Source organism: Cupriavidus sp. FW306-01-F10A (assembly GCF_058782785.1).
The window spans coordinates 35599-55939 of the sequence record NZ_JBYSYA010000001.1 but is presented as its reverse complement, the minus strand read 5'-3'; the positions used below and the strand labels follow the sequence as shown (position 1 = coordinate 55939).

Below are 20341 nucleotides of genomic sequence, written 5' to 3'. Positions count from 1 at the left end.
TCAGAAGCGGTAGGTAACGCTGCCCACCACCGTGCGGCGCGCGCCGAAGTAGCAGTCACCGCGCGCCAGGCAGGTGGTCAGGAATTGCTTGTCGAACAGGTTGTTGGCATTCAGCGAGACGCGCAGCGGGCCGTGGTCATAGGCGATCATCGCGTCGTAGAGCGTGACGCCGCCCACCCGGTTCTGGTCGGCACCGTCATAGCTGGGGCCGACATAACGCATCCCGCCGCCGGCGACAAAGCCCGGCACGCCAAACAGCTTGAAGCGATAGTTGGCCCACAGCGACGCCATGTTCGACGGCGTGCTCGCCAGCTTCTTGCCCACCTCGGCCGGCGTGCCGTCGATCACGCGCGCATCCAGGTAGGTATAGGTTGCGATCAGGTCCAGCCGGCTGGACAACGAGGCCAGTGCCTCCACCTCGATACCGCGCGTACGTGCCTCGCCCACCTGGACCGAATCGGGAATACCGTTGACCACGCCGGCGGTCTTGCGGTTCTTCTCGCGCATATCGAATGCGGCAATGGTCAGCGTGGCGTTCTTGCCCGGCGGCTGGTACTTGATCCCTGCCTCCCACTGCGAACCGCGCAGCGGCTTGAAAGCCTGGTTGGCCTTGTTGAAGCCGGCCAGCCCCTGGAACGACTCGGAATAGCTGACGTATGGGTTGAGGCCGATGTCCGAGCGGTACATCAGGCCGGCACGCCTGGTCAGCTCGCTGTCGTCGCGGCTGGCCGAGGGCGTGTTGTCCTGCGCGGCGCGCGACCAGTCATAGCGCAGCCCCAGCATCAGCAGCCACTTGTTCCACGACAACTGGTCCTGCACGTACAGGCCGGTCTGCGCCTGCGTGGCGGGATTCAGGTCGCGCGTGCCCGGCAGGGTGAAATTGCCGTAGACCGGGTTGAACACATTGAGCGGCGCGGCCGTGCCCCCCACCCCGGCGCGCCCCGTGATCTCTGAGTGCTGGTAGTCGACGCCGGTCAGCAGCGTGTGCTGGACCGGGCCGGTGCGGAAGTTGGTCTGCGCCTGGGTATCGACCGCGAACGAGTTCAGCGTGGGCTGGTTCAGGTAGACCGTGCGGCGCATCAGCGTATCGCTGCCCGGCACCCAGCCGTGGCCGGCGCCGTTGAAGCCGGCCGCGTAGATGCTGCGGTAGTCCACCGTGCTGTGCGAATAGCGCAGGTTCTGCCGCACCGTCACGGTGTCGTTGAACTTGTGCTGGAACTCATAGCCCACCGACGCCTGCTCGGCATTGTAGCGGTCGAAGCCAGGCTCGCTGATAAACAGGTGATCGGGGATCTGGCCGGCCGGGTTGGCATGCAGCGTGCCCCGCCAGGGGAAGAAGCCGACCGAGGTTCCGCTTTCATCGCGCTGGAAGTTGGCCAGCAGCGTGAGCGAGGTGTCCTGGCTCGGGCGCCACGTCAGCGAAGGCGCGACCAGGTAGCGGTTGTCCTTGACGTAGTCCACCTGCGTGTCGCTGTCGCGCGCCAGCGCCACCAGCCGGTACAGCCACTTGCCGTCCGCATCGAGCGGGCCGGTCAGGTCGGCCTGCACCTGCTTGCGGTTGTAGTTGCCGAACTGCACCCCGATCTCGCGCGCCGCTTCAGGCTGCGGGCGTTTGCTGACCAGGTTCAGGATGCCGCCGACCGCGCCCTGCCCGAACAGCATCGACGACGGCCCGCGCAGCACGTCGATGCGCTCCAGCGCGTAGACGTCGGGCCGCACGTTGTTGTAGAAGCCGACCTGGTTCAGCAGGCCGTCGCGGTACTGCGTGAACTCGGTGCCCCGGAACCGGCCCCAGTCGCCGCGGGCGTCGTTGCCGAACGGCCCGGCGTAGACGCCGGCGCTGTAGCCGATGGCCTGCTGCACGCTCTGCGCGCCCTGCGCCTCCATCCGGTCGCGTGTGATGACGGTGATCGACTGGGGCGTCTCCATCACCGGGGTGTCGGTCTTGGTGGCAGTGGCGCTGCGTTTTGCCACAAAGCCATGGACCGGGCCGGAGGCGGTTTCGTCATCGCTGCTGGCGCGGACCGTCACGGCCGGCAGTTCAGCCGCAGCACCGGCCGTTGCCGGCGCAGGCACTTCGCCGGATTGGGCAAACACGCCGCCGGCCTGCAGGCTCAATACAAGGGTGGTCAGCGAAAGGCCGCGCGGGGTGACAAGCGCGGGGTAGGCAAAGCGCGGCTTTGCCTGCTTGGTCGGGTGGAAATACATCACTCAGGGATCGGAAGGTAGCTACCCCGCAGGCGCTGCGTGGCAAGTGGAAAAACTCTGATTACGAATGCGAATAATTCGTAATTACAAAGAATTGTAGCCTGAATGTGTCAGAAGCGAGACATTTTCTATGGGAGCCTCGGGCTAGCCGCTCCAGAGTGATATGGCTTTTGGCATTCCGACGGTGCCAAATTCATTTTTATTGCTGTAGCATAAATACAGCCGGCTACGATTTTGGCGCGAGACTATGAACAGGAAACCTGACCTCACCATGCCGACGCCCGCGGAGGACGCCGCAATTGCGCGCGGCATTGCCGGAGACCCCGATGCGGTGTCATTGCCGACGGAACAAATCAAGCGGCTGCGCCCGGCGCGCGAGGTACTTGAGCAGGTCGTGGGAAAAGAAAATGCCGATGCGCTGGTGAAACGCCGTGGCAGGCCGGCCAAGCCGGCTGGCGAGCGCAAGGTCAACCAGACCTTGCGGATCGATCCCGATGTACTGGACGCCTACAAGGCAACCGGTAGCGGCTGGCAAACGCTGATGAACGACGCACTGCGCGATTACGCCAAATCGCACCGGATGCTGCCTCGGCGCTAAGCCAGACGAAGAAGGCGTTGGGCAGTTCTCAGCCTCAGTGGCCAGCCCCCACGCCAATCAGCCGGCCTGCAGCCGGCCCAGCAACCGCCGCCCCGCCTCGATCACCGCCGCATCCGGCTGCATCTGGTAGCGCACGATCATGCCTTCGATGCACAGCATCGCTTCCTCGGCCACTGCTTGCGGCTGATCCAGGCCCAGGCGCGTGGCGATGTCGGCGACGAATGCGGCCAGCTCGGCCTTGTGCGCCGCGGCCTGTTCGGCCGCGCGCGCGTCGCCGCCCGCCTCGGCCACCACGTTGATAAAGGCGCAGCCACGGAAGTCTCGGCCGAACCAGTCCGCCAGCGCGTCGGCAATCACGTCCAGGTGCGGGCGCGCGGCCAGCCGGGCTTCCACGTCCTGCCGGAACCACGTCATCCACTCGTCATGGCGGCGCGCCAGGAACGCCGAAATCAACTCGTTCTTGGAGGCGAAATGGCGGTAGAGCGACATCTTGGCGACGCCGGATTCGGCAATGATCTTGTCGATGCCGGTGGCGCGGTAGCCCTCCTGGTAGAACAGGCGGGCAGCGGTGTCGAGGATGCGGTCGCGGGCGGAAGGCGTGGCCATGGTGGCGGCGTAATCGGTAATGGGAGCGGCCGGACAGCGCCCTGCGCCGCCCGGCCTCTATAGGTTGATACTATGACAGACAGACCTGTCTAGCAAACCTGGCCCGCTCAGGCCTCGAGCTTTGCCTCCGCATCACGCAGCGCCGTACGCAGGCCCTCTTCCACCACCGGGTGGTAGAACGGCATGCCCAGCATCTGCCCGATGGTCAGGCCCTGCTGGTACGACCACGCCAGCAGGTGGGCGATGTTCTCGGCACGCGGGCCGGTCCATTCCGCGCCCAGGAAGCGGCCCGTGGCCTTGTCGGCATAGACATGCATCAGGCCCCGGTTCTTCAGCATCACGCGGCTGCGGCCCTGGTCCTCGAAGCTGACCTCGCCGGTCACGAACGTCCCTTCGGCCAGGTCGGCGTAACGCTGGCCGACCATCGCGATCTGCGGGTCCGTGAACACCACCGCGATCGGCGCGCGCCGGGCCAGCGGCTTCACTTGCGGATAGCTCGCGGCGTTCTCGCCCGCGGCCTTGCCCTCGTCCGCGGCCTCATGCAGCAGCGGCAGGATGTTGTTGGCGTCGCCGGCAATGAACACCGGCGCATTGCCGCACTGAAGCGTGCGCGTATCGAACAGCGGCACGCCGCGCGCATCCAGCGCCAGGCCGGCATGCTCCAGGCCCAGGTCGCGCACATTGGGCACGCGGCCGGTGGCAACCAGCGCATAGTCGAAGCGCTCGGTCACGCTGCGGCCTTCGCGGTCCAGGTAGGTCACCACCACCTGGTCGCCGTCGCGGGCCATGTCGGTCACCCTGGCGTCCGGATCGAGATAGAACTCGCCGTTGAAAGTCTTCGCCGCGTAGGCGCGGATCACGGGATCAGTCAGCGGCCCGAGCGAGCCGCTGACGCCGAACACGCGCACCCGCACGCCCAGGCGCGACAAGGCCTGGCCCAGTTCCAGCCCGATCACGCCGGGGCCGAACACCACCACGCTGGCGGGCAGGTCTTCCCACGCAAACACATCGTCATTGACGATCAGGCGGTCGCCGAACACCTGGAACGGCGTCGGCAGCATCGGCGTGGAGCCGGTGGCGATGACCACGCGGCTGGCACGCACGGTGGTGTGCCCATCCACTTCCAGCGTGGTGTTGTCGATAAAGCGGGCATAGCCGCGAATGCGGTCGGCTTCGGGGATGTTCTCCACGCCACGCACCACGAAGCCGACAAAGCGGTCGCGCTCGCTGCGCACGCGGGCCATCACCTCGCGGCCGTCGATGCGGACCTGGCCATCCACGTGCACGCCGAACGGCGCGGTGTGGCGCAGTTCGTGCGCGGCTTCGGCGGCAGCGATCAGCAGCTTGGAGGGCATGCAGCCCACCCGGGCGCAGGTGGTGCCGTACGGCCCGCCTTCGATGATCACGGCGCGCTTGCCCGCGGCAATCGCGGCACGATAGGCGGCAAGGCCGGCGGTGCCTGCGCCGATCACGGCGACGTCGGTCTGGATGGTGGTCATGGCGGTCAATTCCTTTGTCTTGATGGTGTCAAACTGGTGTCAATCAGCGGGATGGATGGGGCCGCCATGCCGCCGGGCAAGGCGACCCCATCGGGTCCGGCGACTGCCGGTCCCCGGGTGGGGGATGAAGGGGGAATCCGCTTACTTGCCCAGGTACTGCTGCAGCGCCTCGGCGCCGCCGATGAGCTTGCCGTTGATAAAGACCTGCGGTGCGGTCATCTCGCCCGACACGGCGCCCAGCACCTTGCCGCGCACCTTGTTCTCCAGCGGCACGTCGATATAGTCGAAGCCGTTGTCGTCCAGCAGTTGCTTGGCCTTGGCGCAGAACGAGCAGCCGACCTTGGAGAACACCACCACCTGGTCCGGCTTGCGCGCGTCCGGCGCGATGTGGGCCAGCATGGTGTCGGCGTCGGACACCTTGAACGGGTCGCCCGGCTCTTGCGGCTCGATGAACATCTTCTGCACCACGCCGTCCTTGACCAGCATCGCATAGCGCCAGCTGCGCTTGCCGAAGCCCAGGTCGGCCTTGTCCACCAGCATGCCCATGCCTTCGGTGAATTCACCGTTGCCGTCGGGGATCATGGTGATGTTCTCGGACTCCTGGTCCTTGGCCCATTCGTTCATCACGAAGGTGTCGTTGACGGACACGCACAGGATGTCGTCCACGCCGTGCTTCGCGAACACCGGCGCCAGCTCGTTGTAGCGCGGCAGGTGGGTCGACGAGCAGGTCGGCGTGAAGGCGCCCGGCAGCGAGAACACGACCACGGTCCTGCCGTTGAACAGCTCGCCGGTGGTGACGGTCTTCCACTCGTTGTCTTCACGCATGCGGAAAGCGACATTGGGAACGCGTTGGCCTTCACGGGATTGCAGCATCAGTTCACTCCTTGGTCTGGATCGGGTTGGTTTCGGCTGCGGGTTGCAGCGAAGGCCCCATTCTGTCGACCGGGATGCGATTTGTACAATTCATCGTTTTAACCACGACGATTGTCTCACGCTATTGATACTGCATAGCCATTCCCTATTGCGCCGGCCATTGCACCTCATCCGCGCGCACGCAAAAGCATATTTTTTCCGGCAAATACCGGCGCGTGCCCTATCATGCGGCATCCACTCAGACTCCAGTTTTGTCCGCAATGACCCGATATTGCCGCCTGCCGTCTCTCTGCCGATGGGCCCCGATGCTCGCGCTGTCGCTGATGCTGGCGCACCCCGCGCAGGCGCAAACCCTGAAGAAGCCGGCGCTGGATGCGCTGGTCTCCGGCACCCGAACGGCGGCCCAGGCCGACCTGCAGGCATTCATGGCCGCCGCCGCCAGGGCCGAGCCTTCCGTCGCGCCGGCCGTGGCGGCCTGGCAGGCCCGGTCGCCGCTGGCCGGCGACAGCCTGGTCAATATCGGCCGCCTGCTGGGCGTCTACAACCGCGTCCGCAACGAGGCCGCGGTGATCGACGCCATCGGCAGGATGGTGGCGCTGCGTACCGTGCGCGACGAGAAAATCCCGCAGCACGAGAGCCCCGCCATCATCGAGTTCGGCAAGATGATCGAGGCCATGGCGCGCGACTTCGGGCTGGCCTACCGCAATGTCGACAACCGGGTCTTCGAGGTCACGCTGCCCGGCGGCGGCAAGGATACCTTCGGCATCCTGACCCACGCCGACGTGGTGCCCGCGGTGGCCGAGGAATGGGTGCTGGAGGACGGCACCAAGCTGGATCCGTTTCGCATGACGCGCGTGGGCGACACGCTGTACGGGCGCGGCACCATCGACGACAAGGGCTCCATCGCCGCGGTCATGTATGCCATGAAGACCGTCAAGGAAAGCGGCGTGCCGCTCGAGCGCACCATCCGCCTGATGATCGAGACCACCGAGGAAACCGGCGGCGACGGCATGAAATACTACCGCCAGCACACCACCCTGCCCGAGTACAACGTCGTGCTCGACAGCAAGTACCCCGCGGTGGTGGCGGAAAAAGGCGCGGGCACGCTGACCGTTTCCTTTGGCATCAAATCGGCGGACGACAAGAGCGCGCAAGGCAAGGCCGACCAGAAGGGACCAGCCATCGTTGCCATGCGCGGCGCGGCCTCGGCCAATGCCATCCCCGAGACCGCCACCGCGCGCATTGCCGGTGGCGATGCTGCCGCCGTGGCTGCCACGCTGGAACAGGCACGCGCTGAATTCCTGCGCCGCCACACCCCGCGCGGCAAGTTCTCCATCGACGTGAAGCGCGCCGGCAACGACGTGGAAGTGAAGGTCACCGGCGCCTCGGCGCACGGATCGCGCCCTGAGGAAGGGGTCAACCCGCTGCCGCGGCTGGCGCTGTTCCTGCAGGCCAGCGGCGTGCAATTTGCCGAGAACCACTACCTGAACGCGGTCCGCTACCTGAACGACCTGTACGGGCTGGATTACCTTGGCACCAGGATGGAGGTGGCCTACCGCGACCCGTTCATGGGCCCGCTGACCATGTCGCCCACGCTGGTGCGCGAGCGCGGCGAATATGTCGACGTGGTCACCAACGTGCGCATGCCACGCGGCCGCACGCCGGACGAGCTGGGCGGCAAGATCACCAAGCGCATCTTCGGCTGGGCCGCCACCCATGGCCCGGTCGAGATCAAGTACGACCAGGGCAACTGGATGGCGCGCGATCCCAAGGGCGCGTGGCTGTCCACGCTGCTGAATATCTTTGGCGATACCACCGGGCTGGAAGCCAAGCCGGTTTCCACCGCCGGCAGCACCACCGCCAAGCTGATGCCCAATGCCATCAACTTCGGGCCGGCCATGCCGGGCAAGAAATACACCGCGCACAACGCGCGCGAGTACAAGGAAGTGGCCGACCTGAACCTGGATATGCAGATGTTCACCGAGATGCTGGTGCGGATCGGGAACCTGGACAAGATGCAGTAAGGCGTTCCCTCATCGCTTGTGTGCTCCCCTCTCCCGCGCGCGGGAGAGGGGAGCAGCCTCAAGCAGTTCGAGCGTCAGCGTTCAAACTGATACCCGAACAAACGTCACAACCCCAGTTCACTCAACCCCGCATGCTCATCCGGCCGCCGGCCCAGCGTCCAGTGGAACTTGCGGTCCGCCGCCTTGATCGGCGCATCGTTGATGCAGGCAAAGCGCCTGCGCATCAGCCCCGCCTCATCGAACTCCCAGTTCTCATTGCCGTATGACCGGTACCAGTTGCCGGAATCGTCGTGCCATTCATAGGCAAAGCGCACGGCGATGCGGTTGCCGTCGTGCGCCCATAGCTCCTTGATCAGCCGGTAATCCAACTCCTTCTGCCACTTGCGCTGCAGGAAGGCGACGATGTCGGCGCGGCCATTGACGAATTCCGCTCGGTTGCGCCAGGCGCTGTCGACGGTATAGGCCAGCGCCACGCGCTCGGGGTCGCGGCTGTTCCAGCCATCCTCGGCGGCACGGACCTTGGCGATGGCGGATTCAAGGGTGAATGGGGGCAATGGCGGACGGATTTCGGCTTGTGCGGACATGCGGAGGCTCCTTGGCGGAAACAGGGTGAATCAGGTAGGAAGAACAGCCTGCTCGATATGATACAGACCTGTCTCATTATTGGTAGACAGATCTGTCTTGTCAAGGCAGATACCGGGCAGAATTCAAAAGCAAGACCCGGAGTGCGAGGCGCACGCGGGCGGCCTAAAGTTGGCACCATGCAAGCAAGAGACAGGAGACCCGCGGTGAGCATCAGCCAGATACAACGCCATGAAATGGCCGTGGCAGGGCCGCGCCGGCCAATACCGCCAGCGCGCGGCACGGCGCGGGGGCATGGGCACGAAGCCGATATCGCCACCCGCGTCGATGGCACCGACTGGGCGGCCATTGCACGCGAGCTCGACGACTATGGCTGCGCCGCGATCCGCGGGCTGCTGTCGGCAGCCGAATGCGACGCGCTTGCCGCCGGCTATGCGCAGGACGCGTTGTACCGCTCTCGCATCGAGATGCGCCGGCACGGCTTTGGCCAGGGCGAGTACAAGTACTTCCGCTACCCGCTGCCCGACACCGTGGCCGCATTGCGCACGGCGCTGTATCCGCACCTGGTGCCGGTGGCCAACCGCTGGAACGCCGCCATGGGCATCGATGTGCGTTATCCCGCCGCGCACGCCGACTATCTTGCCCGCTGCCACGACGCCGGCCAGTTGCGCCCGACGCCCCTGCTGCTGCGCTACGGCCCCGGCGACTATAACTGCCTGCACCAGGACCTGTATGGCGAGCACGTATTCCCGCTGCAGGTCGCCATCCTGCTGTCCGAGCCGGGCCGCGACTTTACCGGCGGCGAGTTCGTGATGACCGAGCAGCGGCCGCGCATGCAGTCGCGAGCCGAGGTGGTGACGCTGCACCAGGGCGATGCCGTGGTCTTTGCCGTCAGCCAGCGCCCGGTGCAGGGCAGCCGCGGCAGCTACCGCGTGAACCTGCGGCATGGCGTCAGCCGGCTGCACGCGGGCCAGCGCTACACGCTGGGCATCATCTTCCACGACGCCACGTGAGGTATCCCATGACCCGTCCCACACAGCAACCGGAAGCCAGCACCATCGAACGCGACCCGCGCTGGGCCCGCGTGCTGGCGCGCGATCCGGGCGCCGATGGTGCCTTTGTCTATGCGGTCAAGACCACCGGCGTGTACTGCCTGCCGAGCAGCCCGTCGCGCCTGCCGCATCCGGCCAATGTCGAGTTCTTCGATAACGCCGCCGCGGCCGAAGCCGCCGGCTACCGGCCCAGCCGCCGTGCCGCCGCGCCTGCGCTGGCGGCCCGGCACGCGGCCATCGTGGCCGACGCCTGCCGCCGCATCGAGGCCGCCGACACCCTGCCCACGCTGCCCGAACTGGCCAGTGCGGCGGGCGTCAGCCCCTATCATTTCCACCGCCTGTTCAAGGCCGCCACCGGCCTGACACCGCGCGCCTACGCCGCCGCGCACCGCGCCAGGAAGCTGCGCGGGCAACTCGGCACCAGCGACTCAGTGACGGAGGCGATCTACGACGCCGGCTTCGGCTCCAACAGCCGCTTCTACGAGACCTCGGACGCGGTGCTGGGCATGACCCCGTCGCGCTACCGCGCGGGCGGGGCCGACACCGATATCCGCTTTGCCATCGGCCAGTGCTCGCTGGGCGCGATCCTGGTGGCCCAGAGCGAGCGCGGTGTCTGCGCGATCCTGCTGGGCGAGGATCCGCAGACGCTGCTGCAGGACCTGCAGGACCAGTTCCCGCGCGCCAACCTGATCGGCGGCGATGCGCAGTTCGAGCAACTGGTGGCCCAAGTGGTGGGCTTTATCGAGGCACCTTCGATCGGCCTGGCGCTGCCGCTGGACGTGCGCGGCACCGCGTTCCAGCAGCGTGTATGGCAGGCCCTGCAGGAGATCCCCGCGGGCAGCACCGCCAGCTATGCCGAGATTGCCGCGCGCATCGGCGCGCCGCGTGCGGTGCGCGCGGTGGCGCAGGCGTGCGCCGCCAACCACCTGGCGGTGGCCATTCCCTGCCATCGCGTGGTGCGCAGCGACGGCAACCTGTCGGGCTACCGCTGGGGCGTGGCGCGCAAGCGCGAACTGCTGGAGCGCGAGGCGCAGGCCTGAGTGTCGCGCGCTCAGCGCGCCACGGCTGCCTGCACCCGAGCCAGGTAGTCGTGGATCTGCGCCACCACGGCCGCGCCCTCACCCACCGCCGCGGCAACCCGCTTGGTCGAGCCCGCCCGCACGTCGCCGATGGCAAACACGCCCGGCACGCTGGTCTGCAGCGGATACGGCACCGCCGACGCGCAGCCCAGCTCGCCGCCGCCGGTGCGCACGAAGCCCTTGTCATCGACCTCGACGTTGCAGGTGCGCAGCCACGACGCATTGGGATCGGCGCCGATGAACAGGAACAGGTGCCGCACGTCCATCGTGACCGGGGCCGGGCTTTCCGCGCGGCATTCGTAGCGCACCGAGCTGAGCCATCCTTCCCCCGCCAGCGCGCTGATCTGCGCGTGCGTGTGCAGCGTGATATTGGGCAGCGAACCGATGCGGTCGATCAGGTAGCGCGACATGGTGGCGGCCAGCCCCGGCCCGCGCACCAGCATATGCACGTGCGCCGCGTGCGAGGCCAGGTAGACCGCTGCCTGCCCGGCCGAATTGCCGCCGCCCACCAGCATTGCCGGCTCGTTCTTGCACAGCTTGGCCTCCACCGGCGAAGCCCAGTAGTACACGCCACGCCCTTCAAAGTGCTCCAGCGCGGCGATGTCCGGGCGCCGGTACTGCGCGCCGGTGGCAATCACCACGGTGTGGGTCGGGATCATGCGGCCATCGGCCAGCTCCAGCCGGATCGGGTCCGCGCCGCAATGCAATGCCTTGACCTCCAGCGGGATGGCGATATGCGCGCCGAACTTCAGCGCCTGCACGAACGCGCGCCCGGCCAGCGCCTGCCCGGAGATGCCGGTGGGAAAGCCAAGATAGTTCTCGATGCGCGCACTCGCGCCCGCCTGCCCGCCCGGCGAGCGGCAATCGATCACCGCCACCGACAAGCCTTCGGAAGCGGCATACACGGCCGTGGCCAGCCCTGCCGGCCCGGCACCGACCACCACCACGTCATAGACATGGGCCGGATCGAACTCCGGCAACAGCCCCAGGCACGAAGCCAGCTGCCCTTCGTCCGGCGCGCGCAGCACGCGGCCGTCGGCGCAGATCACCAGCGGGAAGTCGCTGGCGGGCGCGTTGGCGTAGTCGAGCAGCAATGAGCAGTCGCGTTCCGCGTCGATGTCGATGACCGTATGCGGGTAGCCGTTGCGCCGCAGGAAGGCCTGCAGTGCCACCAGCTGCGGTTCGGTGCCATGGCCGACCAGCACCGGCCCGCTGCCGAATTCGATCAGCCCCACGCGGCGCAGGATCAGCGCGCGCATGATGCGCTCGCCCAGTTCGGCCTCGGCCACCAGCAGGGCGCGCAACCGCTCTGGCGTGATCACATAGCCCTGGGTATCGGTCACGGCCACGCCGTCGACCAGCGCCGGGCGGCCGCTGAGCGTGCCGACCTCGGCCAGGAAGTGGCCTGCGCCCTGCTCGGTGATCTGGTGCTCGCGGCCCAGGCCGTCGCGCCGCATCAGGCGCACGCGGCCGCTGCCGATCAGGTACATGCCCCGGCCCGTATCGCCGATGGCAAAGAGCTTCTCGCCCGCGCGCCAGCTCTGCGGCGTGCCAAAGCGGCGCACGCGCGCCATGTCGTCGGCGCCGAGCTGGGGGAACATCTGGTGCCAGCGTGACTCCAGCGTGGAATACGGCGCCTCCAGGGCGCCGCCGGCCTCCGCGCCGGTGTCCTCATCCGGGGCCATTGCCTCCGATTGCGAAATCGCCATGCTCCCTCCCCGTCTGGACCCGCGCCTGCCCCGGCGCATCTTCCCGGTTGCCGCCGCGCGGCCTATCGATAGTAGACGGCGGCGCGCAGAATGCGAGAATCGCACGGCGCAGTTGCGGATTGCGCCGGCTTGGGATTGAATGAGCGCCTCGGCGTGTCGGCATTCGCCGTCACCTTCAGCAAAAAACCAGTCTTGATGCAATCCAACCATGATTCCGACGCCAGCCAGGCTGGCGACCGTCCCGCCCGTCCGGCATTGCGCCCCCTGACGCCCGTCGAAGGCCGCGTGCTCGGCGTGCTGGTCGAAAAACAGCACACCGTGCCCGATACCTACCCGCTGTCGCTCAATGCGCTGGCCTCGGGCTGCAACCAGAAGACCGCCCGCGCCCCGGTGATGAACGTCAGCGAGGCCGAGATCCTTGAAGCCATCGATGGCCTCAAGGGCCTGAGCCTGGTCTTTGAAGGCAGCAGCAGCCGCGTGCCGCGCTTCGAGCACAATATGCAGCGCGTGCTGGCCGTGCCCAGCCAGTCCGTCGCACTGCTGGCCATGCTGCTGCTGCGCGGCCCGCAGACCGCGGCGGAGCTGCGCCTGAACACCGCGCGCCTGCACGGCTTTGCCGATATCTCGTCGGTCGAGGCCTTCCTTGACGAACTGTCCAGCCATGCGCCGCCCTTCGTCGTCCGGCTGCCGCGCGCGCCGGGTGCGCGCGAAAACCGCTGGATGCACCTGTTGAGCGGCGAAGTAAGCGCCGCGGCGGACGCCGACGACGCCGAGCGCACCACCGGCGGCGCCACCGCCTCGCCGGGCGAGCTCGAACAGCTGCGTGCCGAGCAGCAGGCCCTGACCGAGAAGGTAGCGAAGCTGCAAAGCCTGGTCGAACACATGGCCGGCCAACTCGGCATCCCCGTCGACGAGTTTCTCGACTGACGCCCCGCTTGCGTCATAGCTGACGGTACCAACCACCCCGCTGCCAGCCAGCATTAGTGGTTGGTGGATATTCCTGGCGGTTAATTGCGCTATTAATTCGCGAAGACGATCCACAGGCTCAGTCCCTAGCGCGACAAACGACTTACCGTCCGACCTGCCCGATGGCCCGGATGTCGCCTATGCTTTGCTCAGGACCGCAGACTGGACAGGGAGACCGGCGCAGCCATGGACAAGACAGCCTTCGTATTTGCGGGCGGCGGCAGCCTGGGTGCGATCCAGGTCGGCATGCTGCGCGAACTGGCGGCATGGGGCGTGATGCCCGATATCGTGATCGGCGCCTCGGCCGGGGCCATCAACGGCGCCTACTTTGCCTGCAATCCGGGCGTGGCCGGCGCCGGCCGGCTTGACGCGCTGTGGCGCGGCATCCGGCGCTCGGACATCCTGCCGTGGAGCTGGCGCAGCGTGTGGAGCATGTTCGGCGGCAACCGAGGCCACCTGGTGGAGGCGGCCGGGCTGCGCGGACTGCTGGCGCAGCACTTCGGCACGCGGCGGCTGGAGGCAGCGGAACTGCAGCTGCACGTGGTGGCCACCGACATGCACAGCGGCGACGAGGTCTTGCTGTCCAGCGGCAGCATTGTCGACGCGGTGCTGGCCAGCGCCGCCATCCCCGGCGTGTTCCCGCCGGTGCAGTTCGAGGGCCGCACGCTGATCGACGGCGGCGTGGCCAACAACACCCCGGTATCCACCGCGATCGCACTCGGTGCCACGCGCGTGATCGTGCTGCCCGCGGGCTTCACCTGTGCCGAGCGCCGCCCGCCGCGCGGCGCGCTGGAGCATGCGTTCAACGCGCTCTCGCTGCTGGTGGCGCGCCAGCTCGTGCACGACCTGCAGCACTTCGCCGACCGCGCGCAGATCAGCGTGGTGCCGCCGCTGTGCCCGCTCGACATCTCGCCCTACGACTACTCCAAATGCGGCGAGCTGATCGACCGCGCCGCGGCCACCACCGCGCAGTGGCTGCAAGGCAAGGGGCTGGACAGCCAGCGCATACCAGGCGCGCTGGCGCCGCATTCGCACGACGAAGCGACGCCCAGCTGCAGCGCCGACATCCCGGCGGCGGCGCCCCACTGAAGCCGCTCAGCGCCGGCTGGGAGTACACGAACGGATTGTGCCGCGCCGCATACTGGCCGCCCTGGTACCGCCCTCGTCGACGCGGATCAAGGCAAGCCCACGCTGCCCGCGCGCCAGGCTGCCCTCTGGCCATTGCTACAATCCGACAGATGTCCACCCAAGCCGAACGCAGCGCCAGCACCCGCCAGTCCCTGATCGACGCCGCCGTGACCTTGCTCGTCGAGCAAGGCTATGCAGCCTTTTCAGAAGCGCGCGTGTGCGAACTGGCCGGCAGCAGCCGCGGCTCGCTGCGGCACCATTTCCCCGAAGGCCGCTATGACCTGCTGCCAGCCATGCTCACCTGGCTGCTGGAGCGCGAGGCGGCGCGCCTGGCCGCGCTGGGGCCGCTCAGCCCTTCGCTGTGCCTGCACCTGATGCTGCATATCCTGGCGACCCGCCCACAGCGGCATACCTCGCTCGCCATACTGGAGGTGTGGATGGCAACGCGTGGCGACGCGCGCCTGGCCACCGCCGTGCGCGCGCCGCTGGAGGCCGTGCCGCGGATGCTGTTCGGCCAGCCGCCGGACGCGCCGCCAGAGCCGGAATGGCTGGCGCTGCGCTGTTTCCTGCACGGCGCCACGCTGCACAGCTTCGCGCCGGACTACGACGGCCAGGGCTTGTCCGAAGCGGTGCGCTGGCTGATCGCGCGCCTGCCGGCCCCGGCGGGCCTGGACGCCTTGCTGGCGCGCATGCACGCAGACTAGTTGTAGAGCGCCGGATCAGGGCAGCCGCGCCAGCAACCGGTCGCCCAGCGTGGGCGGCAGCGCCAGGCGCCCTGCCTTGCCAGGCGCCGCGGCATCGAAGACCACGGCCTGGCCGTCCCAGCTGAGCCGCACCGGCCCGCTGCTGTTGAAGGTGCGCTGGGCCAGCACGCGGTCGCGCTCCACGCCGTAGATGCGCAGCAACACCCGCTCCCGGCCCAGATAGCAGTATTCCGCTGCGTACCGCGCGGCGGCATCCAACGACGGCAGGTGCCGGCAGTTATGCGCGCCGGCGCGCTCCCAGGCGCCGTGGCCATAGGCGATGGCGGTCCAGATACCGCCGAGCGCCAGCAGCCGCCCCGCGGTGACCAGTGCCAGGCGCTGCGCGCGGGCCTTGCGCCCGTCCGGGGTCGCCATCACGTGCGACACCGCGCGATACAGCGCCAGCCCCAGCAGCAGCATGGTCACCGCCGCCAGGTGGAAATAAAACGCCGACTCCGGCATTGACGCCATGATCTGACCCATGCCCGCTCCCGGAAAATATCGTCAAACTAACCGTCCAGCCGAAAATCAGAATCCCGCGTCCGCGCCGTCATATAAAAACGCACCGCATTAATCGGCGCCATTAATTCCAGAATATTGAAAATCGACGCCCTGATATATTCGAGCATAATCAACCGACCGCACCGGGCCAATCCGGTGTATTCCCGCACCGGGGCTGCCGGCGACCGCCGCGGTCTTATTTTTCCGATGGCAGCGCCGCCAGCAGGGCGAGCAGCCGCGCCACCGTCGGCGCCACGATCGCGGCCAGCGCAGCGGCGTGGGCCGCATCGCCGTCGCTGGCGGCATGCTCCAGGCGCTGGGCAAAAGCACGCAAGGCATGGCAGCCGACGTAGTGGGCAGATGCCTTGAGCCGGTGGGCGACGCTGCGCACCGTGTCCAGCGCACCGTCCGCGGCGCGCAACTGCGCCAGGTCGGCCTGCGCCGAGGTGACCAGGGCGTGCACCAGCTCAGCGGCAAAGGCGCGGTTGCCGAAGGTCTGCGCCGCGATGGCTGGCCCGATGCCCGCGGCCTCGCGAGGGGACAGCGCCAGGTAGCGCTGGCGGGCCAGCATGGCGACGATGGCCGCTTCGGTCACCGGTTCGCGCAGGCTGGCGATCACACCTTCGTCTGCGCCGGGCACCTGCACCGCGTCGGCCGGCAGCACCACGGCGCAGACCGGGCCGGTGGCACGCCAGGCGCGCAACAGGCTGTCGGGGATCTCGGTGGCGGCACCGGCAAGCACCAGGCCGATGTCTGCGGCGGCGTCCGGCGCGGGCGTGTCGGTGTGCACATCAAAGCCGAGATCGCGCAGGATCGGGGCAACCCCGGCGACCCAGCGCGTGTCGCCGGGCGTGGCAAGCAGCAACGCGCCGGTCATGCGCGGCTTCTCAATGCGAGTCGAATCACGGGCAGCATGCTAGCCGATCGCAATATGGTGGCGCCGCGCAAAGTCGATGACATCGACAATCGATTTTGCGCCGAGTTTTTCCATGGCCCGGGTCTTGTGCGTGCTGACTGTCTTGTTGGAGATAAACAGGGTTTCGCCGATTTCCTTGTTCGACATGCCCTTGGCAAGCATCTGCATGACCACCAGTTCCTTGTCGGAAAGACTGGCCAGGCGCGCGGCTTCGTCGGCGTGGCCGGCGTTGTTGCCGCGGTCGGTTTCCGGCATCACCGTATAGCCGGCCAGCACGGACTCGGTGCAGCGCACGATCTCGGCAAGTTCCTGGGTCTTGCTGACAAAACCATGCGCGCCGGCCTGGCGCGCGCGTGGGGCAAACGTGTTCTGGTCCTGGCCGGAAATGACCAGGATGCGCACGGCGGGATGGCAGGCCCTGAGGCGGGGGATCACGTCCAGCCCGTTGATCTTCGGGATGTCCAGGTCCAGGATCACCACGTCGGGGGTGTACTGCCGCACGATCTCGATGGCGGCCTGGCCATTGTCGGCCTCAAGCACATGGGTGATGCCCAGCACCTGGGAAAAGTGCGTCTTTAGCACCACCCGCATGGGCGGGTGGTCATCGACGATCAGGATTGTGGTCAAAACTTGAACTCCATAGCAGGCACCTTGATGTCCGGGCGCCCGGGCACATCATTTTGCTCAGCATTTGTGCTGGAGGGCACCGGAAATTTCCGAGCGGGGGCCTGCATCTTCCGAAAACCCGGCCGAGGGGTTTTGCAAGCCTGGCGCAATGCGGACCATGGCAGTTGCGCATGCCCAATCATAACGTTGCCGCCACGGCGTGAAGAACGACGTCGCCGGACAATGGCAGGGGGGTATCCGAAGGTTTTCGACCCGCCCGCAGCGATCAGGTTTCACGATGCTGCCGCGTGCGTGCCTGGCTGATGCCGGCGTGCCGGCCCGCGAGAAGCTGCTCGGCATTGTCTTCGATATGTGACGTGACAGGCGTCAACAGCGCGTGATCCGGAAATTTCACCCCCAATCTCAGATTCGTCCTAATGAGATATCGAGGCTGAGCCCATAGAGTGAAAACTATCCAGCGACCGCTGCGCCAACCGCGCAGCGGTCGCTGCCACGTTTCACTGAAATTTGCCGCCCCGCTTGTCCATTCGTCCGCCCATCCATAGCGAATCGCCATCGGCCACCGCTTGCCCGCACCGCTTCACGCGCGTCTGGCGGCTGGCAAGTGCCGCCTTGCTGCTCGTCAGCGTATTGGTCTGCGCCGGTACCCAGCGGACGGCAGAACCCGAGCCAGCGCCCGCCGCGGCGCCTTCCCTGGCCGGCATGCCAGTCGCCTTGCCCGAGGCACCTGCCCTGCGGCCAGCACCGCCACCGCAAGCAAGGCCACAGGCGCACTGGCGGGTGCTGGGGTGGACGACCGGGCTGCTCTGCCTGCTGACGCCATGCCTGCTGGCATGGATCTTCATGCTGTACCGCGAGGTGCGCCGGCGCCGGGCCGCCGAGATTGCGCTGAAGGACAATATCGCGATCCAGTCGGCGCTGCTCGATGGCATTCCCCAGCCTGTCTACCTGCGCGATGCCTCGTTGCGGCTCATCACCTGCAACCGCAGCTATGAAGAACTGGTCGGCGCCACGCGCGACACCTTGCGCGGGCAGCCGCTGGACACGTCGATCCAGGTGCGTCCCATCGCCATCGACATGGCCGAGCTGGCTCGCGACTACCGCAAGGTGATCGAAGACGGCACCCCACTGCACAAGGACCGCTGCCTGCGCCTGGGCGGGCGCACCCACCACGTGCTGAACTGGCTGACACCACTGCGCGGCGCCGATGGCACCGTCAAGGGCCTGGCCGGCGGCTGCGTCGACCTGACCGAACGCCACGACATGCTGGCCGAGCTGGCGCAGGCCAAGACAGAAGCCGAGGCCGCCAACCGCGCCAAGTCCACCTTCCTGGCCTCGGTCAGCCATGAGATCCGCACCCCGATGAACGCCATCACCGGCATGCTGGAGCTGACCCTGGCGCGCTGCCAGCTGGCCGAACAGGAACGCCTGCAGCTGGTCACCGCGCACAAGTCGGCACTGGGCCTGCTGGCGCTGATCGACGACATCCTGGACCTGTCCAAGATGGAGGCCGGCAAGTTCAGCATCCACCCGGCACCCGCTTCGCTGCCCGGCCTGGTCAGGGACACGCTGCTGATCTTCGGGCCGGTGGCCGCGCAGAAGGGCCTGCCGCTGACCAGCGGCATCGGCGCCGCCGTCGCGCCGCTGCACCAGGTCGATGCGCTGCGTTTCCGTCAGATCCTGGCCAACCTGGTGTCCAACGCGGTGCGCTTCACCGACAGCGGCACGATCCATGTCAGGCTTGACGCGCTGGCGCCTCTCGACGGCGTGCAGCAGGTCATGCTGACCGTCTCCGACACCGGCATCGGCATTCCCGCCGGCGCCCAGGCGCGGATGTTTGAACCCTTCGAACAGCTGCATGACCGCACCCGCCCCCATGCCGGCGGCACCGGGCTGGGGCTGGCAATCTGCCAGCGCCTGGCCAGCGCGATGGGAGGCCAGATCTCGCTGTCCAGCCAGCCGGGCCAGGGCACGCGCGTCATGGTGACGCTGCCGCTGACGCTTGCCGTCGCCACGGAACTGCCCGAGCCGGTGCCGCCGCCCGTGGCGGGCTGCGCACGGCGCCGGGTCAGCGTCCTGGTGATCGACGACCACGCGCCCAACCGGCTGCTGCTGCAGCGCCAGCTGGAACACCTGGGCCACCGCGTGAGCACCGCCTGTGACGGCCGCGAAGGGCTGGCCATGCTGGACCGGGCCAGCTTCGACGTGATCTTGTGCGACTGCGCCATGCCGGTCATGGACGGCATGGCATTCGCACGGGCGGTACGCGCACGCCAGGATGCGCACGGCAGCGTGCCGGTGATCGGCTGCACGGCAAGCGCCGTCGCGGTGGACCATGCCGCGGCGCTGGCGGCGGGCATGAATGCCGTGATCGTCAAGCCGGTTGGCCTGCAGGCGCTGGATGCGGCGGTGGCAAAAGCCTGCGCCAGTGGCCACCGGGTGCGCGAGATAGCCGTGCCAGTGCGGGTCAGCGCGCCCGACAGCCAGGCCGGCACGCATGACGAGGCCGCCCACTGCGGCGTCAAGCCCGGCTCGCGGCCGTCATGGTGTGCGGTGTGCCGGGCAATGAACGTGCAGTGCGACCGCCTCGACCAGCCGGAAGACTAAGCCCGCTCAGGCCTCCAGCGGCACCGCGCTGGTGCACTTGATCTCGTCCAGGCACACGCTGGACTTCACGCCGCTGACACCCGGGATACGCATCAGCGTATCGAGCAGGAAGTCAGACAGCGACTTCAGGTCCTTGGCGACCACCTTGAGCACGTAGTCGATATCCCCGGTCACCGAGAAGCATTCCTGGATCTGTGCCAGCTCAGCCACCAGGCGCTTGAAGTTGGACAGGTCGCGGATATGCCCGCGCTCCATCGTCACATGGATAAAGGCCACCACGCCAAAGCCCAGCGCCGCCGCGTCCAGCCGCGCCTCATAGCGTTTGACCAGCCCGGCCTCTTCCAGGCGGCGGTGGCGCCGCAAAGTCTGCGCCGGCGACAGCGCGATGGCCTCTGCCAGTTCCAGGTTGGAGGCCCGCCCCTGCTCCTGCAACACCCCCAGCAAGCGGCGATCGGTACGGTCCAGCTCGATCGATTGCACTTTGATTTCCTCACATCAGAGATTCACGCAATCAGATTTCATAATCTAGGGTTTCCCTGCCTGTTTTACGAAATCCAATTTTGCCGTCCGGAATATACACTGCATCCCAAGCAAGCGCACTACAGGCCTATCCTGCAACAGGT

General features: G+C 67.4%; 20 protein-coding genes. 9 read left to right on the top strand and 11 right to left on the bottom strand.

Annotated elements, in window-relative coordinates; genetic code table 11:
* Positions 1 to 2208, bottom strand: coding sequence for a TonB-dependent siderophore receptor (locus AC3WLF_RS00265; RefSeq protein ID WP_492357807.1), 2208 nt, complete (start codon positions 2206 to 2208; stop codon positions 1 to 3).
* 271 nt (positions 2209 to 2479) lie between these two features.
* Here AC3WLF_RS00265 and AC3WLF_RS00260 point away from each other — a divergent pair, with 271 nt between their 5' ends.
* On the top strand, positions 2480 to 2806 hold the full coding sequence (locus tag AC3WLF_RS00260; protein ID WP_035822186.1) for a BrnA antitoxin family protein: 327 nt from the start codon (positions 2480 to 2482) through the stop codon (positions 2804 to 2806).
* A gap of 57 nt (positions 2807 to 2863) precedes the next feature.
* On the opposite strand, the gene AC3WLF_RS00255 is transcribed toward AC3WLF_RS00260, so the two are convergent.
* The 3 genes from AC3WLF_RS00255 to AC3WLF_RS00245 form a co-directional block, all read right to left on the bottom strand.
* Positions 2864 to 3412 (bottom strand): TetR/AcrR family transcriptional regulator, encoded by a 549-nt coding sequence (locus AC3WLF_RS00255; protein WP_492357630.1) that lies wholly within the window; start codon positions 3410 to 3412, stop codon positions 2864 to 2866.
* Positions 3413 to 3519: 107 nt separating this feature from the next.
* Positions 3520 to 4911: a dihydrolipoyl dehydrogenase gene (locus AC3WLF_RS00250; RefSeq protein WP_492357629.1), complete on the bottom strand. Its 1392-nt coding sequence runs from the start codon at positions 4909 to 4911 to the stop codon at positions 3520 to 3522.
* Between the two features lie 141 nt (positions 4912 to 5052).
* Positions 5053 to 5784: a glutathione peroxidase gene (locus AC3WLF_RS00245; RefSeq protein ID WP_492318564.1), complete on the bottom strand. Its 732-nt coding sequence runs from the start codon at positions 5782 to 5784 to the stop codon at positions 5053 to 5055.
* Between the two features lie 305 nt (positions 5785 to 6089).
* Here AC3WLF_RS00245 and AC3WLF_RS00240 point away from each other — a divergent pair, with 305 nt between their 5' ends.
* A complete protein-coding gene (locus tag AC3WLF_RS00240; protein ID WP_492357628.1) occupies positions 6090 to 7808 on the top strand; it encodes a dipeptidase in 1719 nt (572 codons plus the stop codon).
* A gap of 104 nt (positions 7809 to 7912) precedes the next feature.
* On the opposite strand, the gene AC3WLF_RS00235 is transcribed toward AC3WLF_RS00240, so the two are convergent.
* Positions 7913 to 8392: a nuclear transport factor 2 family protein gene (locus tag AC3WLF_RS00235; RefSeq protein ID WP_492318566.1), complete on the bottom strand. Its 480-nt coding sequence runs from the start codon at positions 8390 to 8392 to the stop codon at positions 7913 to 7915.
* 234 nt (positions 8393 to 8626) lie between these two features.
* Here AC3WLF_RS00235 and AC3WLF_RS00230 point away from each other — a divergent pair, with 234 nt between their 5' ends.
* Both AC3WLF_RS00230 and ada read left to right on the top strand, forming a co-directional pair.
* Positions 8627 to 9403: a 2OG-Fe(II) oxygenase gene (locus AC3WLF_RS00230; RefSeq protein ID WP_492318688.1), complete on the top strand. Its 777-nt coding sequence runs from the start codon at positions 8627 to 8629 to the stop codon at positions 9401 to 9403.
* Between the two features lie 8 nt (positions 9404 to 9411).
* Positions 9412 to 10482 carry a bifunctional DNA-binding transcriptional regulator/O6-methylguanine-DNA methyltransferase Ada gene (gene ada / locus AC3WLF_RS00225; protein ID WP_492318567.1) on the top strand — a complete coding sequence of 357 codons (1071 nt, stop codon included), beginning with the start codon at positions 9412 to 9414 and terminating at the stop codon, positions 10480 to 10482.
* An 11-nt stretch (positions 10483 to 10493) separates the two neighbouring features.
* On the opposite strand, the gene AC3WLF_RS00220 is transcribed toward ada, so the two are convergent.
* Entirely contained in the window at positions 10494 to 12230 is a 1737-nt protein-coding gene (locus AC3WLF_RS00220) for an FAD-dependent oxidoreductase (RefSeq protein WP_492357627.1), read from the bottom strand.
* Positions 12231 to 12425: 195 nt separating this feature from the next.
* Between AC3WLF_RS00220 and AC3WLF_RS00215 the strand changes: the two genes are divergently transcribed.
* The 3 genes from AC3WLF_RS00215 to AC3WLF_RS00205 all read left to right on the top strand — a co-directional run bounded on the left by AC3WLF_RS00215 (position 12426) and on the right by AC3WLF_RS00205 (position 15028).
* The gene (locus AC3WLF_RS00215) at positions 12426 to 13157 is read left to right on the top strand and encodes a YceH family protein (protein ID WP_492318569.1); all 732 of its coding nucleotides are present in this window, start codon (positions 12426 to 12428) and stop codon (positions 13155 to 13157) included.
* A 225-nt stretch (positions 13158 to 13382) separates the two neighbouring features.
* Positions 13383 to 14285, top strand: coding sequence for a patatin-like phospholipase family protein (locus AC3WLF_RS00210; RefSeq protein ID WP_492318570.1), 903 nt, complete (start codon positions 13383 to 13385; stop codon positions 14283 to 14285).
* A gap of 149 nt (positions 14286 to 14434) precedes the next feature.
* Positions 14435 to 15028, top strand: coding sequence for a TetR/AcrR family transcriptional regulator (locus AC3WLF_RS00205; protein WP_492318571.1), 594 nt, complete (start codon positions 14435 to 14437; stop codon positions 15026 to 15028).
* A 15-nt stretch (positions 15029 to 15043) separates the two neighbouring features.
* Here the strand turns inward: AC3WLF_RS00205 and AC3WLF_RS00200 are convergent, their stop codons facing one another.
* From AC3WLF_RS00200 to AC3WLF_RS00190, 3 genes are all read right to left on the bottom strand, one after another.
* Positions 15044 to 15550, bottom strand: a complete 507-nt coding sequence (locus AC3WLF_RS00200; protein WP_010812432.1) for a hypothetical protein — start codon at positions 15548 to 15550, stop codon at positions 15044 to 15046.
* A 214-nt stretch (positions 15551 to 15764) separates the two neighbouring features.
* Entirely contained in the window at positions 15765 to 16445 is a 681-nt protein-coding gene (locus AC3WLF_RS00195) for an Hpt domain-containing protein (protein WP_492318572.1), read from the bottom strand.
* Positions 16446 to 16484: 39 nt separating this feature from the next.
* Positions 16485 to 17111: a response regulator gene (locus AC3WLF_RS00190; RefSeq protein WP_492318573.1), complete on the bottom strand. Its 627-nt coding sequence runs from the start codon at positions 17109 to 17111 to the stop codon at positions 16485 to 16487.
* A gap of 199 nt (positions 17112 to 17310) precedes the next feature.
* On the opposite strand from AC3WLF_RS00190, the gene AC3WLF_RS00185 reads away from it, so the two are divergent.
* Positions 17311 to 17466 carry a hypothetical protein gene (locus AC3WLF_RS00185; RefSeq protein ID WP_492357626.1) on the top strand — a complete coding sequence of 52 codons (156 nt, stop codon included), beginning with the start codon at positions 17311 to 17313 and terminating at the stop codon, positions 17464 to 17466.
* Between the two features lie 142 nt (positions 17467 to 17608).
* Here the strand turns inward: AC3WLF_RS00185 and AC3WLF_RS00180 are convergent, their stop codons facing one another.
* Positions 17609 to 17815 (bottom strand): hypothetical protein, encoded by a 207-nt coding sequence (locus AC3WLF_RS00180; RefSeq protein ID WP_492357583.1) that lies wholly within the window; start codon positions 17813 to 17815, stop codon positions 17609 to 17611.
* Between the two features lie 76 nt (positions 17816 to 17891).
* Between AC3WLF_RS00180 and AC3WLF_RS00175 the strand changes: the two genes are divergently transcribed.
* Positions 17892 to 19718 carry a PAS domain-containing sensor histidine kinase gene (locus AC3WLF_RS00175; RefSeq protein WP_492357625.1) on the top strand — a complete coding sequence of 609 codons (1827 nt, stop codon included), beginning with the start codon at positions 17892 to 17894 and terminating at the stop codon, positions 19716 to 19718.
* 6 nt (positions 19719 to 19724) lie between these two features.
* Here AC3WLF_RS00175 and AC3WLF_RS00170 read toward each other — a convergent pair whose 3' ends face one another.
* On the bottom strand, positions 19725 to 20198 hold the full coding sequence (locus tag AC3WLF_RS00170; protein WP_010812428.1) for an Lrp/AsnC family transcriptional regulator: 474 nt from the start codon (positions 20196 to 20198) through the stop codon (positions 19725 to 19727).
* Positions 20199 to 20341: the final 143 nt, after the last annotated feature.

Excerpts from the sequence above, each read along its gene's own strand:
- AC3WLF_RS00220 (WP_492357627.1), bottom strand. The coding sequence starts at position 12,230 with ATGGCGATTTCGCAATCGGAGGCAATGGCCCCGGATGAGGACACCGGC.
- AC3WLF_RS00230 (WP_492318688.1), top strand. The coding sequence starts at position 8,627 with ATGGCCGTGGCAGGGCCGCGCCGGCCAATACCGCCAGCGCGCGGCACG.
- AC3WLF_RS00265 (WP_492357807.1), bottom strand. The coding sequence starts at position 2,208 with ATGTATTTCCACCCGACCAAGCAGGCAAAGCCGCGCTTTGCCTACCCC.
- AC3WLF_RS00260 (WP_035822186.1), top strand. The coding sequence starts at position 2,480 with ATGCCGACGCCCGCGGAGGACGCCGCAATTGCGCGCGGCATTGCCGGA.
- AC3WLF_RS00255 (WP_492357630.1), bottom strand. The coding sequence starts at position 3,412 with ATGGCCACGCCTTCCGCCCGCGACCGCATCCTCGACACCGCTGCCCGC.
- AC3WLF_RS00235 (WP_492318566.1), bottom strand. The coding sequence starts at position 8,392 with ATGTCCGCACAAGCCGAAATCCGTCCGCCATTGCCCCCATTCACCCTT.
- AC3WLF_RS00210 (WP_492318570.1), top strand. The coding sequence starts at position 13,383 with ATGGACAAGACAGCCTTCGTATTTGCGGGCGGCGGCAGCCTGGGTGCG.
- AC3WLF_RS00215 (WP_492318569.1), top strand. The coding sequence starts at position 12,426 with ATGCAATCCAACCATGATTCCGACGCCAGCCAGGCTGGCGACCGTCCC.
- ada (WP_492318567.1), top strand. The coding sequence starts at position 9,412 with ATGACCCGTCCCACACAGCAACCGGAAGCCAGCACCATCGAACGCGAC.
- AC3WLF_RS00195 (WP_492318572.1), bottom strand. The coding sequence starts at position 16,445 with ATGACCGGCGCGTTGCTGCTTGCCACGCCCGGCGACACGCGCTGGGTC.
- AC3WLF_RS00205 (WP_492318571.1), top strand. The coding sequence starts at position 14,435 with ATGTCCACCCAAGCCGAACGCAGCGCCAGCACCCGCCAGTCCCTGATC.
- AC3WLF_RS00250 (WP_492357629.1), bottom strand. The coding sequence starts at position 4,911 with ATGACCACCATCCAGACCGACGTCGCCGTGATCGGCGCAGGCACCGCC.
- AC3WLF_RS00200 (WP_010812432.1), bottom strand. The coding sequence starts at position 15,550 with ATGGGTCAGATCATGGCGTCAATGCCGGAGTCGGCGTTTTATTTCCAC.
- AC3WLF_RS00180 (WP_492357583.1), bottom strand. The coding sequence starts at position 17,815 with ATGCCGGCCAGGGAAGGCGCCGCGGCGGGCGCTGGCTCGGGTTCTGCC.
- AC3WLF_RS00245 (WP_492318564.1), bottom strand. The coding sequence starts at position 5,784 with ATGCTGCAATCCCGTGAAGGCCAACGCGTTCCCAATGTCGCTTTCCGC.
- AC3WLF_RS00240 (WP_492357628.1), top strand. The coding sequence starts at position 6,090 with ATGCTCGCGCTGTCGCTGATGCTGGCGCACCCCGCGCAGGCGCAAACC.